Annotated in this window: 16 protein-coding genes; 14 read left to right on the forward strand and 2 right to left on the reverse strand. The window is 38.7% G+C overall.

What is annotated here, in order from left to right:
- Window positions 1–46: 46 nt before the first annotated feature.
- Window positions 47–760, forward strand: coding sequence for an alpha/beta hydrolase (locus tag HRK21_RS10070; RefSeq protein ID WP_069888469.1), 714 nt, complete (start codon window positions 47–49; stop codon window positions 758–760).
- 11 nt (window positions 761–771) lie between these two features.
- Here HRK21_RS10070 and HRK21_RS10075 read toward each other — a convergent pair whose 3' ends face one another.
- Window positions 772–1,797, reverse strand: a complete 1,026-nt coding sequence (locus HRK21_RS10075; protein WP_003738480.1) for a LacI family DNA-binding transcriptional regulator — start codon at window positions 1,795–1,797, stop codon at window positions 772–774.
- A 243-nt stretch (window positions 1,798–2,040) separates the two neighbouring features.
- On the opposite strand from HRK21_RS10075, the gene HRK21_RS10080 reads away from it, so the two are divergent.
- The 9 genes from HRK21_RS10080 to HRK21_RS10120 all read left to right on the forward strand — a co-directional run bounded on the left by HRK21_RS10080 (window position 2,041) and on the right by HRK21_RS10120 (window position 12,927).
- Window positions 2,041–3,360 (forward strand): ABC transporter substrate-binding protein, encoded by a 1,320-nt coding sequence (locus HRK21_RS10080; RefSeq protein ID WP_069888471.1) that lies wholly within the window; start codon window positions 2,041–2,043, stop codon window positions 3,358–3,360.
- Window positions 3,357–4,235 carry a carbohydrate ABC transporter permease gene (locus HRK21_RS10085; RefSeq protein ID WP_031695183.1) on the forward strand — a complete coding sequence of 293 codons (879 nt, stop codon included), beginning with the start codon at window positions 3,357–3,359 and terminating at the stop codon, window positions 4,233–4,235. The genes HRK21_RS10080 and HRK21_RS10085 overlap by 4 nt, the downstream gene beginning before the upstream one ends.
- Window positions 4,222–5,055 carry a carbohydrate ABC transporter permease gene (locus HRK21_RS10090; protein ID WP_003721426.1) on the forward strand — a complete coding sequence of 278 codons (834 nt, stop codon included), beginning with the start codon at window positions 4,222–4,224 and terminating at the stop codon, window positions 5,053–5,055. Before HRK21_RS10085 ends, HRK21_RS10090 begins: the two co-directional genes overlap by 14 nt.
- A gap of 15 nt (window positions 5,056–5,070) precedes the next feature.
- Entirely contained in the window at window positions 5,071–6,603 is a 1,533-nt protein-coding gene (locus HRK21_RS10095; protein WP_070006782.1) for an alpha-amylase family glycosyl hydrolase, read from the forward strand.
- Between the two features lies 1 nt (window position 6,604).
- Window positions 6,605–7,519, forward strand: a complete 915-nt coding sequence (locus tag HRK21_RS10100) for an MTP-1 family protein (RefSeq protein WP_070006783.1) — start codon at window positions 6,605–6,607, stop codon at window positions 7,517–7,519.
- A 21-nt stretch (window positions 7,520–7,540) separates the two neighbouring features.
- Window positions 7,541–8,608 (forward strand): BtaManbiosPhlase, encoded by a 1,068-nt coding sequence (locus HRK21_RS10105; RefSeq protein ID WP_070006784.1) that lies wholly within the window; start codon window positions 7,541–7,543, stop codon window positions 8,606–8,608.
- Complete coding sequence (locus tag HRK21_RS10110; RefSeq protein ID WP_070006785.1) at window positions 8,605–10,278, forward strand: phospho-sugar mutase; 1,674 nt, start codon at window positions 8,605–8,607, stop codon at window positions 10,276–10,278. The genes HRK21_RS10105 and HRK21_RS10110 overlap by 4 nt, the downstream gene beginning before the upstream one ends.
- 461 nt (window positions 10,279–10,739) lie before the next feature.
- The gene (gene cshA, locus HRK21_RS10115; RefSeq protein ID WP_077952767.1) at window positions 10,740–12,281 is read left to right on the forward strand and encodes a degradosome RNA helicase CshA; all 1,542 of its coding nucleotides are present in this window, start codon (window positions 10,740–10,742) and stop codon (window positions 12,279–12,281) included.
- A gap of 157 nt (window positions 12,282–12,438) precedes the next feature.
- On the forward strand, window positions 12,439–12,927 hold the full coding sequence (locus HRK21_RS10120) for a QueT transporter family protein (protein ID WP_003724800.1): 489 nt from the start codon (window positions 12,439–12,441) through the stop codon (window positions 12,925–12,927).
- Window positions 12,928–12,959: 32 nt separating this feature from the next.
- Here HRK21_RS10120 and HRK21_RS10125 read toward each other — a convergent pair whose 3' ends face one another.
- Complete coding sequence (locus HRK21_RS10125; RefSeq protein ID WP_003738490.1) at window positions 12,960–13,313, reverse strand: winged helix-turn-helix transcriptional regulator; 354 nt, start codon at window positions 13,311–13,313, stop codon at window positions 12,960–12,962.
- Between the two features lie 127 nt (window positions 13,314–13,440).
- Here HRK21_RS10125 and HRK21_RS10130 point away from each other — a divergent pair, with 127 nt between their 5' ends.
- The 4 genes from HRK21_RS10130 to HRK21_RS10145 all read left to right on the forward strand — a co-directional run bounded on the left by HRK21_RS10130 (window position 13,441) and on the right by HRK21_RS10145 (window position 17,513).
- The gene (locus tag HRK21_RS10130; protein ID WP_077952768.1) at window positions 13,441–14,607 is read left to right on the forward strand and encodes an MFS transporter; all 1,167 of its coding nucleotides are present in this window, start codon (window positions 13,441–13,443) and stop codon (window positions 14,605–14,607) included.
- Between the two features lie 207 nt (window positions 14,608–14,814).
- Window positions 14,815–16,833: a BglG family transcription antiterminator gene (locus HRK21_RS10135; RefSeq protein WP_070006787.1), complete on the forward strand. Its 2,019-nt coding sequence runs from the start codon at window positions 14,815–14,817 to the stop codon at window positions 16,831–16,833.
- A 14-nt stretch (window positions 16,834–16,847) separates the two neighbouring features.
- Entirely contained in the window at window positions 16,848–17,177 is a 330-nt protein-coding gene (locus HRK21_RS10140) for a PTS lactose/cellobiose transporter subunit IIA (protein ID WP_003738493.1), read from the forward strand.
- The gene (locus HRK21_RS10145) at window positions 17,178–17,513 is read left to right on the forward strand and encodes a PTS sugar transporter subunit IIB (RefSeq protein ID WP_070006788.1); all 336 of its coding nucleotides are present in this window, start codon (window positions 17,178–17,180) and stop codon (window positions 17,511–17,513) included.
- Window positions 17,514–17,526: the final 13 nt, after the last annotated feature.

The following is a 17,526-nucleotide window of genomic DNA, read 5'->3' on the forward strand; positions in this document are numbered from 1 at the left end:
ATATTACCGCTTAAATGGTAATAATTTGGACAGGAGGAAAGGCATAATGGTTGCTTGTTTGTGTATTCATGGTTTTACTGGTTCGCCGTCCGAGGTGAAGCCGCTCGCTGACTATTTGCGAGAGCATACAGATTGGGATGTTTTAGCACCCACATTACCTGGCCATGATCACCTGCGCCACTTAAAGAATGTGACGTATAAAGATTGGATTGTTTTTGTAGATAGTATTTTAAGCCAAATGCTAAAAGAAGACGATGAAGTATATATTATTGGTTTTTCTATGGGGGGATTACTCGCTGGATGGCTCGCGAGACATTATCCGGAAGTAAAAAAACTAGTACTTCTGAGCACAGCCGTAAATGCAATGGAATGGCCGCAACTTGTCGAAAATTCCAAGCAAGTATTAACGGAAGCGAAAGAAGTCACGCTCAAAAACAGCCCGATGTTCAAACGTTACCAAAAGAAAGTAACGGAAACGCCTTGGACTTCCGCGCTACAATTCAAAAAAATGGTAGCTTTAGCAAAGCCAGTTTTTGAACATATTGAAATTCCAACTTTTATTGCACAAGGCAGTGCCGACCAAGTAGTTCCTGCTGAAAAAAGTGTTAATTTCTTAATGGAAAGTATTCCTGGTCCAAAAGAATTATTTATTTTAGAAGGTTCGAAACACGTGATTTGTCAAGATGAACAAGCGGACAAATTATTTGCAGCTGTTTTAACGTTTTTGCAAAAAGATGTCGCTGTTTTAAATACCAAATAAAGAAAACCGATTCAGCTCTCGCTCGCTGAATCGGTTTTTTTATTTTCGCCAACAGAATCTCGGGCTATTAAATTAGTTGCAAGCGCCAGATGAACAAAACCTTCATCTGGTTTTCTTATGCGATTATACATCAGTTCGACAGCTTTCTCACCCATAAAACTAAGGTTAGTACACATCGTTGTCAGCTGCGGATTACTTAGTACAGTAAACTCGGTATTATCAAAGCAAATAATCGATAAGTCTTTCGGGATATTATAGCCTTTCGACTGCAAATAAGTGTTGAGAATAAATCCAAGACCTGAGTTGACGCAAAACCAAGCAGTAGGGAGTTCGTCCAGTTCGTCTAAAGTTCTATACAATGTAGTTTGTTCTTCTTTGATGCGAGTGATGGCATATTTTTCGTTAAAAGGAATGTGATAGTACTGCAAAGCTTTTTTATATCCTTCTAGCCGCTCTTCATAACTTGGAGAAAAAGTAACATCACCAAGAAAACCGATTTTCTGATGCTTATTGTGAATTAAAAATTCTACGGCCATAAAAGCGCCGTCTTTGTTTTGGCTAATAACCGCGTCGGCTTTTAAATGAGGATCATGGTGATCTATCAGTATTACTGGTATGCCGAGGTCGATTACTTTTTTACTATAATCGGTGTTAATATGCGACAGCAAGAAAATTCCAGTCCAGTTCTCACTTGTAAGCTGCTCGGGCAATTGATTTGTTGCCGCTTCCTCATCCGTAACTGGAAAAATAATAAGTTCGGCTTGGTGGGCGATAATACTTTGTTTCATATTATCAATAATTTCGCCAAAAAAACTGCGCTGCGAAAGGGCGAAAGAAGTTGCTAAAAGCGCAAATTTTTCTTTGACAACCTCACGTGCGATTTCTCTTTTATATTTATAACCTAATTCATCAGCCATTTTAAAAACCGCTAGTTTAGTTTGTTCGCTAACCCCATTTTTATTGCCTAAAGCTTGTGAGACTGAATTTTTGGTTATATTTAGCCTGTCAGCAATATCCTGCATCGTAACTTTCTTCATGGTTCCCCTCCGTTTTTCTCTATTTATTCTATTATAGAAGTAAATTCACAAAATAGCAAAAATTTTATAATTGAAAAGTAATGTAAAAAGTAATTCTTTTTGTTTTTGGTGATAAAACAATTAAAGCTTAACAATATCAGGTTTATTAAAAGTAATTATTGACATTACAAAAATGTAATGTGATAATGTAATCGTAATCAAGCGCTTACAATTACAAAAAGTGGAATTAGGAGGATTATTGATATGAAGATTAGAAAAATTGCTATTGCAGCTCTTAGTGTTGTGGTTGCTGGGTCATTACTCACTGCTTGTGGCGGTGGAAACAGCAAAGGCGATGATAATGGTAAAACAAAAGTAACGTTTTGGGCAGCTCCAAATCCAACACAAGTAAAATATTGGGATGAAATGGCGAAAGCTTACGAAAAAGAAAATCCAGATGTAACGATTGAAGTTTCCCAAATGAAAGAAAGTCCATCATCGGAAGCAACTATCCAATCAGCTATTGCCTCTAAAACGGCGCCAACAATGTCTGAAAATATCAATCGTAGTTTCGCTGCGCAATTAGCTGACAGTAAAGCGATTGTTCCTTTGAACGATGTAAAAGGACTTGATGATGTTGTCAAAGAACGAAACATGAGCGAAACAATGGATTCTTGGAAATTCTCTGATGGAAATCAATATGTGCTGCCAGTTTACTCCAATCCAATTCTTTTTGCTTGGCGTTTAGATACACTGAAAGAACTTGGCTATGATGCACCGCCAAAAACATATAGTGAAGCGCTAGAAGTTGGTAAAAAACTAAAAGCGAAATATCCAGATAAAGTGCTTTGGGCGAAAGGGGATTTATCTGATCCAACTGCTTGGATGCGCTGGTTTGATTTCTTCCCGCTTTATGATGCAGCTTCTAAAGGAAATGCATTTGTAGAAGATGGCAAATTAGTAGCAGACGATAAAGCAGGAACAGAGTTATTAACATTTATGTCCGAATTACAAAAAAACAAATTACTTCTTGCAAGTAAAGCAACAGATCCATTTGAAACTGGAACAAGCATCATGGCAGATAATGGCCCGTGGACTTTCCCTAACTGGGACGAAAAATTCCCGGAACTTAAATATAACGAAAACTACGCAATCACAGCGCCACTAGTACCAGACAGCATGGCGAATGAAAAAAATATTGCTACATACGCTGATTCGAAAGGCGTTGTAATGTATGCACAAGCAACAGATAAAGAAAAAGAAGCAGCAATGGATTTCTTGAAATTCGTTTATAACGATGACAAAAATGACTTGAAATTCTTAGAAACAACTAACTTAATTCCTGCGCGTGATGATGCAACAGAAAACGAAACTTTCACAGCATTCTTTAAAGAAAATCCAGAACTCGAAGTTTATGCAGCTAATGTACCATATAGTATTCCTGCAATGGATGACGCAAAATACAATGACATTCAACAAATTCTTGGTGAAGAAGCATGGAACCCGGTTGTTCGCGGGGAGAAAAAACCTGCTAAAGCATGGTCAGATATGAAGAAAGCGGAGGACGGGGTGCTTCAAGAATGAAGCGGCGAAATAACAAATTGGGCTGGTCATTTACCAGCCCGTATCTCATATTCACTGCGATATTTTTCTTAGTGCCACTTGTTTGGTCAATATGGTTATCCGTGACTGATTGGAACATGATGAGTCCAGAGATCAATTTTGTAGGCTTTGATAATTTTATTAAGGCATTTACTAGTCCGGCAGTAAAAGCAGCCTTTTTTGTTACTTATAAATTTTTAATTGTGTTTGTTCCTATGGCGTTAATTATTTCGATGATTGTCGCTGTGTTAGTGAACGGCTTGCCGAAGTTTAAAGGGCTTTATTTGGTGGCGTTTTTCCTTCCGTACTTGTCTTCAGGTGTTGTAACTTCTCTTATTGTACAAGGTTTACTTTCTTATAATAGTGCGCTAAATGTGTTTTTACGTGGGCATTTTGGTTGGGATATTGATTGGCTGGGGACGCCGATGTCAGCACTCGTTATTATTTCCTTGATGATTGCTTGGAAAATGTCTGGTTATTATGCGCTTATTTTAATTTCTGGTCTTGCGAGTATTAATCATGAAATTTATGAAGCGGCAGCGATGGACGGTTCTGGTCGATTTAGAACATTTTGGAAAGTGACTGTGCCGATGCTTTACCCAGCTTTATTTACCGTGATTGTTTTAGCGGTTGGCGTGAGTTTTGGTATTTTTACCGAAGTTTACCAACTGACTGGCGGTGGACCAAACTTTGCAACGAACACATGGCAAATGGAGATTTTCAACCAAGCGTTTGTTAACTTGAATTCTGGTTATGCTTCAGCGATTTCTCTAATGGCTGCTACTGTAACGTTTGCATCAATTGGTGTGATTAAGAAAATGCTTGAGAAATGGGGTCAAAGAAATGGTTGGACATAATAGTAAAGCGGGTAAAATTGTTCGCTATATACTGACAACATTACTCATGCTGATCATGATTTATCCGTTTATTTATTTGGTTTTAAACTCATTTGCTGCTTGGGATCAAGTAGATAAAAAGTTGATTCCGACAGAATTCACTACTCGTTCGTGGGATTGGTTATTTGGTAATTCAGTCGTTGCGGCACCGGCACCATGGATTCATGCGTTTATTAATACAATTATTGTTTCCACCATTGCGACAGGCTTGATGCTGCTTTTCGGTCTAATGGTTGGTTATGCACTTGCAAAAGTGGATTTTAAGGGCAAAAAAATTGTTAATAATGCGATTTTATTTCAAATGTTTTTCCCGGCAATTATCTTGCTGATTCCGCAGTTTTTAATGATTACGGATTTTGGATTATTGGATACCTATGCGGGAATGATTATTCCAACGATGCTTAGCTTATGGGCTGTATTCATGTATACCAACTTTTTCAAAGCGATACCAGACACATTAATTGAAGCTGCCAAACTGGATGGGGCGAGTGATTTGAAGATTTTGTTTCGGGTTGTTTTGCCAATGTCTAAATCAATTACGACCGTTATTTTCTTATTCCTTTTCACAGACAGATGGACGAATTTACTTTGGGATATGCTTGTAACGAAGAGTGATGGAACGGTCACGTTGAATGTGCTTATCTCACAAATGTTTGGCCCGTATGCAACCTATCCAGGCCCAATGTATGCGGCTTCGGTACTGTTAACACTTCCACTAATCATTCTATTCTTATTCTTCTCGAAGAAATTCCAAGAAGGAATGCAATTTACTTTGAAATAAAAGGAGCGACTAAACTTGGAGTTTTGGCGTCGTAGTGTGTTTTATGAAATTTATATGAAATCATTTCAAGATAGTAATGGTGATGGTTTGGGTGATTTTAAAGGTTTAACGAGCAGGTTAGATTATCTAGTGGATTTGGGAATTGATGGTATTTGGCTGACTCCATTTTATCCTTCACCGCAAGTGGATAATGGTTATGATGTGTCGGATTACTGCGATATTAACCCGGATTACGGCGATATGACTGATTTTCGAGCATTTATGAAAGCGGCAGATGCGAGAGAAATAAAGGTTATTATCGACTTAGTATTAAATCATTCGTCAACAGAGCATGCTTGGTTTAAGGAATCGCGTAGTAGTAAGACGAATCCTAAACGAGATTATTATATTTGGCGAGAAAAGCCAAATAATTGGGAATCGTTTTTTGGTGGTTCTGCTTGGGAAATGGATGAACTTACTGGCGAGTATTACTATCATAGTTTTGCAAAAGAACAAGCTGACTTAAACTGGGCGAATAAAGCTGTTCGCGCAGAAATGGAGCAAGTTTTAGCGTTTTGGTTGAATGAGGGAGTGGCGGGATTCAGGTTAGATGTTATCAATAATTTAACGCTCGTGCTTGAATTTCCGGATAATCCAGTCGTATCTAGTGAAATGGAGCATGTGTATGACCGTAATCAGAGTGGATTAGAACAAGCGTTAGAGGATATCGCTTCCTTTTGTCGAAAAGAGCGCGACGTCTTTTTAGTAGGCGAAATTAGCTCGGATAAGTTACCTGAAATTGCTCGATATAGCTCGAAAAAAATGCTAGATGTCACGTTTAATTTTAATTTTGGCAGTGTTAATCAGCTAGATGCAAAATCTGTATTTACGACATTGAATGAGATGGAAACGGCATTAAACGAAGGGCAGTGGCCGACGCTTTTCTTTGGAAGTCATGATATGAGCAGGTTCAGAAGTCGCCTCGCATCTGGAGACATAGTAAAGACCCAGTTGCTCGCATTTTTAATGTTAACTGCGAAAGGCGTGCCGTTTATATACTACGGAGAAGAGGTGGGTATGCCTGATTTAACGTTTTCTTCCGTAAAAGAGATGCGCGATATTCAAGGAACAGCAGCGTACTATCAAGCTTTACAAACTGGTACAGATGAAAAACAAGCACTCGAAATCGCTATTGAAAAAACGCGTGACAAAGCACGTGGGCCGATGATTTTCCCAGATGGAAAGCCATTTACTCTTGGTGAATCGTGGATTAAAATGGCGATTTTGCCGGAAGAAGAAGCACGGATGATGTGGGATTTTTATCAAGCATTACTCGCATTTCGTAAAGAAAATGATTTTAAAGAGATGGAATATACTTTTTTGAAGTTGAATGGAGAAGTACTCAGTTATCAGCGAGGTGATTTTATCTTTTTACTTCATTTTGGTGAGAAAGAGGTAACTTATTCGCTTCAGGGGAACTATCGGCTTGTTTTTGGAGAAGCGATGATGGCAGAAAATGGTATTAGAATGGGCGCGCATACTGGAATCGCGCTTAAAGTGGAGGGATAAAATGGACTCAATCGAAAAATTGCTGCAAGTTTATCGGGAAAATAATACTGCGTTTGGAACTCGTATTCTGCTGAATGGTGCTGGTGACAAAGATGTATACAATATTACGGCACCATTTCATTGGCTGGGGAAAGAATATATTGCAGGTCGAGTGGAATCACGTGATAGCGAGTTTTCGGAAGTACGCTTTTTTGAAAAAACAGAGACGAACAAATATCAATTAGTTGAAAATACAACTGTTTTAGCGCTACAAGATCCATTTGTTACATTTGTTCGTGGCGAGTTAATTATTGGCGGGGTGGAGGTTTTTCCGAAAGAAACAGACCCGGCTATGTTAGATTGGCGTACTAATTTATATCGAGCAACCTCACTTACTGATTTCGAGCAAGTTTTTTCTGGGCCAATTGGTATGAAAGATTTGCGTATCAAAGAATTAGCAGATGGGCGTGTTTTAGTATTAACAAGACCTCAAGGTGAAAAGGGCGGTCGAGGTAAAATCGGCGCAATCGTTACGGAATCACTGGCAGAATTAACTATAGAGAAAATTGAAGCTGCACCACTTTTGAAACGGAATTTTTCAGGAGAGGAATGGGGTGGTGGAAATGAGCTTCATTTGTTAGAAGATGAGAGAATTGGCGTGCTTGGTCATATCGCTTGTTTTGATGAAGCGGGTAATCGTCATTATTATGCATGTTCTTTTCAATTGAATGAAGATTTTTCACAAATCGAGCAAGAAAGAATAATTGCGGAACGTGCTAATTTTGCACCTAGTGAGCCGAAAAGACCTGATTTAGCGGACGTTGTATTTAGTGGTGGTTTAATCAGAAATTCGGATGGTACTGCGACACTTTACGCGGGAATTGGCGATTCTGATGCGCAAAAAATAACAATTCCCGATCCGTTTAAAAATAACTAATAGTAGGAGTTTTGAATAGAAATGAACATTTATCGTTATGAAGAAAACCCATTAATTACACCTTTAGACGTAAAACCAATCCATGAAGGTTTTGAAGTGATTGGCGCGTTTAACGCCGGTGTTGCCGAGTATAACGGCGAAGTATTGCTGCTTCTTCGTGTGGCAGAACAACCAGTCAGTGAGGATCCAGAAGTAGTCCTTGCACCAGTTTATAATGCGAAAAGTAAAGAATTAGAATTACAACCATTCCGATTAGATGATGAAAATTATGATTTTGAAGATCCGCGAATGATTCGCAGCAAAGCAAAATTAGAAGGTTTTTCGTATTTAACATCTCTTTCGTATATTCGAATTGCTCGTAGTAAGGATGGTCATCAGTTTACATTAGATGAAAAACCATTTTTATATCCATTTAATGAGTATCAAACATTTGGGATTGAAGATGCTCGCGTGACGCAAATCGAGGATACTTATCATGTGAATTTTAGCGCGGTATCTGAGTTTGGCGTAGCAGATGCATTAGTGACCACAAAAGACTTCGAAAATTTGGAGTATCAAGGAAATATCTTTGCTCCTGAAAATAAAGATGTACTAATTTTTCCAGAAAAAATTAACGGGAAATATTATGCCCTACATCGTCCAAGTTTGAAAAGTATTGGTAATTTAGATATTTGGATTGCTTCTTCCCCAGATTTGCGCAGTTTTGGTGATCATCGTCATTTGCTTGGTATTCGTCCTGGTGAATATGATAGTGGCCGAGTTGGCGGCGGATGTGTGCCGATTAAAACAGAAGAAGGTTGGCTAATTTTGTATCACGGAGCAACAGAAGAAAATCGTTACGTAATGGGTGCGGCGCTTCTTGATTTAAACGACCCAACGATTGTATTAAAAAGAACGAAAACGCCTATTTTAGAGCCAGTTGCAGATTATGAGAAAAATGGTTTCTTCGGTGATGTTGTTTTCGCATGTGGGGCCATTCAAGAAGGTGATACGCTGCATATGTATTACGGCGTGGCGGATACTTCTATGGCGGGCTGTGACATGAAAATCAGCGAAATTTTACATCAGTTAGAAGTGGAAGACAAATGACTTGGCAACAACATTTGAACGCTTGGCAAAATGCCGATTTATCAGATGAGTGGCGCCGTGAATTACAACAAGTGGAACAAGAGCAAGAACGTTTTGACGGTTACTTAACATTTGGTACTGGAGGGATGCGCGGTAAAATGGGTGTTGGAACAAAGCGCATCAATCTTTTTACCATTAGACGAGTCGCGAAAGGTTTGGGAGATTATGTTGTCGCAAACGGAGGAGCCGAAATGGGCGTTGCAATTGCGTATGACTCCAGACATCATTCGGGTGCTTTTGCGAAGGAAACGGCAAAGGTCCTGGCTGCGCAGGGAATCAACGTTTATTTATCCGATACGATTCGCCCAACACCAGCGCTATCTTTTTGCGTTCGAGAAAAGGGAGCATTCGCTGGCGTGGTAATTACCGCAAGTCACAATCCTTCTATCTATAACGGTTTCAAAGTATATGATAAAAATGGCTGCCAAATCACATTAGGTGTAGCGCAGGAGATTGCTAGCTATTTAGAAAACATAACGGATATCTTTACCATACCAGTGCGCGAATTACCCAATCCACTCGTTATGACGCTAGGAAAAGAAATGGACGATGCTTATTTAAAAGCTTTAACAGCAGTCATTTCTCGCCCTAATTTACTTGCTGATTACGGGAATGAACTACGGATTTGCTACACGCCGCTTCATGGTGCTGGAAAAGAACTTGTCATGCGCGGACTTTTGGAAAATGGTTTTTCGGAAACGACCATGGTCGCCGAGCAAAGTGAGCCTGACGGAGAGTTCCCGACAGTCATTTCCCCTAATCCGGAAGAAGAAAATAGTTTCGAACTAGCCAAAAAGCAGGCGAAAGAAATACAAGCCGACATTATTTTGGCGACAGATCCGGATGCTGATAGACTAGGGGTAGCTGTTTTAACCAAGCAAGCTACGTACCAAATTTTAACGGGGAATCAGCTAGGAGCACTACTTTTACAGTATATTTTAGAAGCAAAAACGTCGGTAACTCAGGCAGATACGATGATTAATACGATTGTCACTGGGGACTTAGGTGGAAGAATCGCTGATGACTTTGGAATTAATCATATCCAAACGCTTACTGGATTCAAATACATCGGTGAGAAAATAGCCGAAATGGAAGATACGGAAAAAAACTTCCTTTTTGGATACGAAGAAAGTTACGGTTATTTAATCGCGCCATTTGTTCGAGACAAAGACGCCGTGCAAGCAGCATTACTGACAGCAGAAATGGCCCTTTTCTATAAAAAAGAAGGAAAAACACTTCTTCAAAAGCTAACCAATTTATATGAAAAGTTCGGCTATCATAAAGAACACTTGCACACGATTACGCTAGATGATAGCGATGGAACTACTAAAATGAATCAAGTAATAGACGCTTTGCGCAAAGAGCCAACTTTTATTCCCGGAATAACGGTTTTAGAAGACTTTCTAACGAGTAAGCGAACCAATCTTTCAACGATGGAAATGACAAACATAGAGCTACCAAAAGAAAATGTTTTAAAATTTTACTTAAACGATAACGCCTGGTTTGCAATACGTCCTTCTGGAACGGAACCGAAATGCAAAATCTATTTCCAAACAATCGGTGAAACAGAAGAAATAGCGACAAAAGCTATGGATGAGTTGAAAAAACGCGTTTTAGCCAAATGGGATTAATAAAAAGCTGGAAATTGTTTTCGGACGATTTTCAGCTTTTTTTAAAAGATTTATCTATAAAAATTGCTGAAAAACCTGAATAAGCGCACATTTAAAAAGAATTAACTTTTTTTATTCGATAATAGCAAGGAAAGATGAGCTTTTGACGTTGAAAAGAAATAGTTAGTGTGTTATGATGATAGATGGAAGTTTATTAGGTTTATATTTAGCCTAGTGATTAATGAGGGCTTTTTTATTTGATGCGTTAGAACTGCTATAATGGCAGAGAAATTTTCTGATGCCGTGAATCATTTTGCTTGGTGCGCCCAGGCTTTTCTATTGCAGAAAAATGAAAATGAAAGATAGCAGTTTTCATAAAAACAACTGCAAATGAACAGACAAACAATCGTAATAAGCGTATTGTGATGAATTATAAAAGTAGCTCTCCTACCAAACTTTAAACAGGTAAAGGAGAAATGACATTGACAAAATTTTCGGAGTTCGGACTGGACGAAAAAATTGTAAAATCAGTAAATCGGATGGGGTTTGAAGAAGCAACACCAATCCAAGAAAAGACAATTCCACTAGGACTAGCAGGTAAAGACTTAATCGGGCAAGCACAAACAGGTACTGGTAAAACAGCCGCTTTTGGTCTTCCAATGATTCACAAAATTGACCAAAAGAGTAACAACGTACAAGCTTTAATTATTGCTCCAACACGTGAACTTGCAATCCAAGTTTCTGAAGAGCTTTATAAACTTAGCTATGACAAACATGTACGTGTGCTAGCGGTTTACGGTGGTAGTGATATCAGCCGTCAAATCCGTTCACTTAAGAAAAACCCACAAATCGTAGTTGGTACGCCAGGACGTATTTTGGATCATATTAACCGTCGCACACTGAAACTAGATCACGTGGAAACACTTGTACTAGATGAAGCAGACGAAATGCTAAACATGGGCTTCATTGATGATATCGAAACTATTCTAAAAGAAGTACCAGCAGAACGTCAAACTTTACTATTTTCTGCAACAATGCCTGATCCAATTCGCCGTATCGGTGAACGTTTCATGCATAGCCCAGAACTTATTCGTATTAAAGCGAAAGAAATGACTGCACTATTAATCGAACAATTCTTCGTAAAAGTGCATGAAAAAGAAAAATTTGACGTATTATCTCGTTTATTAGACGTTCAAGCACCAGAACTAGCAATTGTTTTTGGTCGTACGAAACGTCGTGTAGATGAACTATCTCGCGCGCTTGATATGCGTGGTTACGTGGCAGAAGGTATCCACGGTGACTTAACGCAAGCAAAACGTATGAGCGTACTACGCAAATTTAAAGAAGGAAAAATTGATGTTCTAGTTGCAACAGACGTTGCAGCTCGTGGACTTGATATTTCCGGCGTAACACATGTATATAACTATGATATTCCACAAGATCCAGAAAGCTATGTTCACCGTATCGGTCGTACTGGCCGTGCTGGTAAAGAAGGTATGGCGATTACTTTCGTACAACCTCGTGAAATGGGTTATTTACGTATTGTGGAAGAAACTACGAAGAAACGTATGCAACCACTTCAAGCTCCTACTTGGGACGAAGCATTTGCAGGCCAATTACGCGTAGCAACTGAAAAAATTCAAGAAGCAATCACAGAAGAAAACTTAGCTGACTACAAAACGTTTGCTAACGAACTTCTTGAAAAATACGATGCAACTGACATCGCAGCAGCAATGCTTAAAATGTTAGCGAAAGAGCCAGACAAAACGCCTGTCCATATTACTGAAGAGCGTCCATTACCATCCCGTGGTGGCGGTGGCTACAAAGGTAAAAATGGTAAAGGCGGCAAAGGTGGCGGCTATCGCGGCGGAAGCGGCAAAGGCGGAAGCTACCGCGATCGTAACAACAGCGGCAAAGGTCGTCGTAGTGGCGGCGGAAGCGGCTCTGGCAATCGTGATCGTCGTGGTGGCGGAGAACAACGCAGCGGCGGCAACAAAGGCAACTACTCACAAAAATCTAAATAAGATTATTAGACAAACGGCTACCTGTAAAGGTAGCCGTTTTTTTATGCATATAAGCCATTTACATTAACTTCCAAATATGAGAAAATAGCATGTTGGCAAAATTGCCACACGTGGTTCATTCATACCATCCCACGTAAAAAAACTAGGAGGAAAAATAATGAAAATGAAAATTTTGACGGTGAATGCAATTATCGCCGCACTGTATGTAGTGCTCGGGATGATTGTTGCACCAATTGGGTTTATGGCATTACAATTTAGAATACCAGAAATCTTTAACCACCTAATCGTCTTTAATAAAAAATACTTTTGGGGTATTATCGTAGGTGTTTTTATTACGAATTTATTCTTTTCTGGATTAGGGTGGATTGATTTAGTTTTTGGCGTAGCACAATCGGCTATTTCCCTTTTACTAATGATTGGAATTTCTAAATACGTTAAAGGAATTATTCCGCGGATGATTATTAATACGATTCTCTTCTCGTTAACGATGGCAATTATCGCTTGGGAGTTAGTAATTGTTTTTGACTTACCGTTCCTAATTACTTGGGCAACCACTGCTGCAAGTGAGTTTATTGTAATGGGTGTCGGGATTCCGTTAATGTATCTATTAAATAAACGGTTAAACTTTCGTAAAATGATTGATTAAAAACAGCCATCTTTTTAGATGGCTGTTTTTCCTTAATCGCGGTTTAGAAGAACAATATCTTCGTTTTTTGTCAGCAAAAGATCCACATGATTCTCGCCCCATAAGCAAAGTTTGTTCAAAATCTCCGACAACGATTCGCCGTATTCACTCAATGAATACTCGACTTTTGGTGGGATTTGTTCATATACTTTACGGACAATAACCCCAGATTTTTCCAGCTCGCGCAATTGTTGTGTGAGCATTTTTTGTGTGATGTTGGGAATGAGTCGCTTTAATTCGCCAGTTCGTTTTTTGCCTTCGCGTAAATGGCAAAGGATGACTGGTTTCCATTTTCCGCCTATAACTTCTAGTGTAGCTTCTACGCCGATATTATATACTTTAGTCATCGTAATCCTCCTATAGGCACTTTTTAGTATCTATATGACTTTTAAGTACCTTCTTGTTATTCTGTACGGTATATAAGATACTGTATAACAGAACGAAACAATTTGCAATTTTTTAGGGGGGAACGATGTGGATATGAAAAAAGTAAATCCTAATTTGACACTTTTAGCGCTTGCGATTAGTGCGTTTGGGATTGGTTCAACAGAATTTATTAGTGTGGGGCTGCTTCCGCTGATTTCTTCTAGTATGGGTGTGTCAATTAGTACGGCTGGTTTGACTGTATCGATTTACGCACTTGGTGTGATGGTTGGAGCGCCGGTTTTAACAACTATGACGGCGAAGATGAATCGTAAAAATTTGTTATTATTAGTCATGCTCGTGTTTCTGATAGGGAATCTTGTCTCGGCATTTGCTGTGAGTTTTGGAATGCTCCTTACTGGGCGCGTAGTTGCGGCGTTTGCGCACGGGGTGTTTATGTCGATTGCTTCGGTTATCGCAGCCGATGTCGTTCATCCGAGTAAACGAGCTAGTGCGATTGCGGTGATGTTTACAGGGTTGACGGTGGCGACTGTGACAGGGGTGCCACTTGGGACGTTTATCGGGCAACTATTTGGTTGGCGGATGTCATTCCTGTTTATTGTTGCGATTGGCGTGATTGCGATTATTGCTAATTTTTTCCTCGTGCCGAAAAACTTATCCAATGGAAAAAGTATTTCGTTTAAAGCGATTGGACAATTATTAGTTAATAAAAAAATCGTGATGGTGTTACTCATGACAGCATTTGGCTATGGTGGTACTTTTGTGGTTTATACGTATTTATCGCCGATGTTTAGCGGAATGGGCTATTCTACGAGCATGATTGTTATTTTACTTATTGTGTATGGTGTGATGGTTGCGATTGGGAATACAATTGGTGGGCATTTTGCGAATGAGCGCCCAGCTAAGGCACTTTTCGTGATGTTTAGTTTGCAAGGGATTACGTTATTATTACTTCAATTTACATCGACCAATGCGATTTTTGGATTAATGACTATTATGTTGATGGGATTTTTTGCCTTTATGAATGTGTCTGGTTTGCAGCTATATGTCGTGCAATTGGCAGAGCGGTATTTGCCAGAAACGGTGAGCATGGCTTCGGCGCTTAATATTTCAGCTTTTAATGTTGGGATAGCAATTGGCGCATTTATTGGTGGATTAGTTACGGAATATATTGGTTTGGGGTATACCCCGATTGTTGGATTTTTAATGGTTTTCATCGCAATTATTTTAACTTCCTATATGAAAAAAGATAAATAGTTCAAATAATAGGCCTTTTACAGTGGATGTAGAAGGCTTTTTTTGTGCTTTCAGTAGCTACGACCTATTCCGGCAAGGTTTTTTTCCAGTTATAGTAAAATGGATAGTTTTTTTGTCCCTACATGTCTGACAAAAATAGCTATATAGCTTATTGTAAGCCCTATCATGAAAATGATAAATTGAATTTAGAAAGAGGAGTGATACCTGATGAAACTAAATCAGCAGTGTATTCAAATTTTAGATTTTCTTATGGAGCAGGAAGATTTTAAAAATATTGGTTATATTTCTAACGCGCTTGGATGTTCGGAGCGAAGTGTTCGTTATAGTTTGGAAAAAATCGATATTTTTCTCCATGAGCAAACATTACCAGCTCTTATCAGACATACAAGGAAAGGGGTGCTACTTCCGGAAAAGAATATCGTAAATCCGGTCGTGCGTAAATTTAAACAACAAATTACGCCGAAAAAATATCGTTACAGCCAAGAAGAAGTGCAGCAATTTTTATTGCTCAAACTGCTTTTAAGTGAAGAAGTGCTCCCGGTTACTTATTTTGAAGAAGTTCTGTTTATTTCAAGATCCTCTGTACTTAATCATCTACGTGCTATTGAAGGAGAACTTTTTTTAAATAATTTAGATTTATCACATCAACCTCGTCATGGTTTTCTAGTAACTGGAAATCTAATTACGAAAACATCCCTTTTTGCTAGAAGTTTCTTACGTTTTATTAATATCCGCGAATTTTATCAGTTTTTAGATTCGGAAAATAGCTTATCTAAAAAAGGCGAGTTATTTTTTTATAATCTTTTTGAACTGGAGATTTTGCAGGAGGTGAATCGTGAGGCGCATTCGGTGGAGGAGAATATGACGCGCGCGATGGATGAGCAGCTTTACTTAACGCTCATTGCGATTTTACTGAAGCAACATGAAGCCAAACCGGATTTTCAGTTTACAGCAGATTTTACGATTAAAGATGAACTTGATCAGGCGTTAGAAACTATTATTGGGTCTTTGAAGCAGTATCAATATGGGCGTGAAGATGAGGCGGTAATTGAAGCATTTGTAACAGGTATTTGCGAAAAAATGGGCGAAATTTATCAAGTGGATTTTGTGCATGGCGATACGGATTTTTTCACGCAAATCAAAGCACACATTAAGTTAATGATTAGGCGTGTTCGTGCCGGAGTCACTATCGAGAATCCGATTTTTAATGAATTTATGCGCGACAATCGGGAAATTTTTATGCGTGTGAAGGAAAGCTTGGAAGCACTGAAGCCGTTATTGCCGATTTCTGTCAGCTCTCAAGAAATTTCATTTTTAGCTATTTATTTTGCATCTGAGGTACAACGTAATAAACAAACTGTTGAAATGAAGCCAAATTTGCTGATTATTTGCCCGGAAGGTGTGGCTGTTTCAAAAATGATTGCGATTCAGTTAAAGCGTATGTTTGAGTTTGAGTCGATTCAAACAATTGGCCTCAGAAAGTTCAAACGCGCGATGATGGCTGATTTTGATTTTGTGATTAGCACAGTGGATTTACCAGATATGCAAGACGCGAAAGTACTCCGAATTCACAGCTATTTGCAAAAAGAGGATATGGAATTACTGCAAAAACATTTACGTATGAAACTCGTCAAAAGTGATAAACAGATTATTAATAAGTTTAGCAAGATTTTAGCAATTATTGGCGAAAATACGCAAATTACTAATTTAAGTAAATTAGAATTCGATTTATTGGAAGCGCTTATATCGGATGAAGGTGAAACACCAAAAAGGCTTATACCACCGTTTGAGTTTACAGAAGAAGCGATTGTTATGGAAGAAACATGCCCAACATGGAGGCAAGCAATTAAGCTTGGAACAAAATGTTTGGAGCATTTAGAAGTCATTGAGCCGAGTTATCATGAAAAAATTATTCATAACTTAAAAGCATACGGGCCTTATATGGTCGTTGCACCAGGCGTAGTAATTGCACACGCGGGGGCAAGTGATGGTGTTTTGATGGATGGCATTGGGGTGACGATTATTGAAGATGGCATTATGTTTTTCGATAGATACGAGGAGCCGGTTCATGTCATTTTTACATTAGCTTTAAAAACAAAAGAAGCGCACTTGATCGTGGAACAATTAATGAAGTTAGCGCTGGACGAAGAAAAAATGCAAAAAATTAAAATGGCTAGCTCAAAACGTGATATTTACCATTACGTTAAGTCAGCTATCTTTGAATGAGAGAGGGTTTCATAATGGACATAGAAAAAATATCGTTTTCATTAATTTCACTAGCGGGGGATTCATTTTCTAAATTAATTGAAGCATTACAGGCCGCAAAAGAATCAAATTCAGAATTAGTAGAACAACTTTTAAAAGAAGCAGATGATTTAATGATTGAAGCGCACAAAGTACAAACGGAAATGCTTATTCAAGAAACAAGAGGGGAACAAGCAAATTTCTCTGTTTTACTCGTACATGCGCAAGATACATTAATGAATACTATCTTAGCATCAACTTTAATTCGAGAAATGATTGAAATGCATCAAGAAATGAAGACTTTAAGAAAAGAGGAGGAAAAGTAAATGGAAATGGAACAATTACATGTACTTTTAGTTTGTAACTTAGGTGCATCTACTGGAGTAATGGTTACAAAAATGAAGGAAATCGCTCAAAATAGTGAAAAGCTCACGAATACAGATGTGAAGATTGAGGCGCACCCAGCAGGGGAATTACGCGAACATATTGAAGACTTTGACGTTATTTTAGTCGGTCCTCAAATTAAACACCAACTCAAACATCTAAGTGAAATTGCGGCGGAATATAATAAACCGATCCAAGTCATCGATACGAAAGATTACGGCACGGTTAATGGTGCAAACATTTTAAAAGACGCAATTATTCTTAAAATGAACAAATAAAAAAGTGGAGGGA

Source organism: Listeria monocytogenes, assembly GCF_013282665.1.
Classification (GTDB): domain Bacteria; phylum Bacillota; class Bacilli; order Lactobacillales; family Listeriaceae; genus Listeria; species Listeria monocytogenes_C.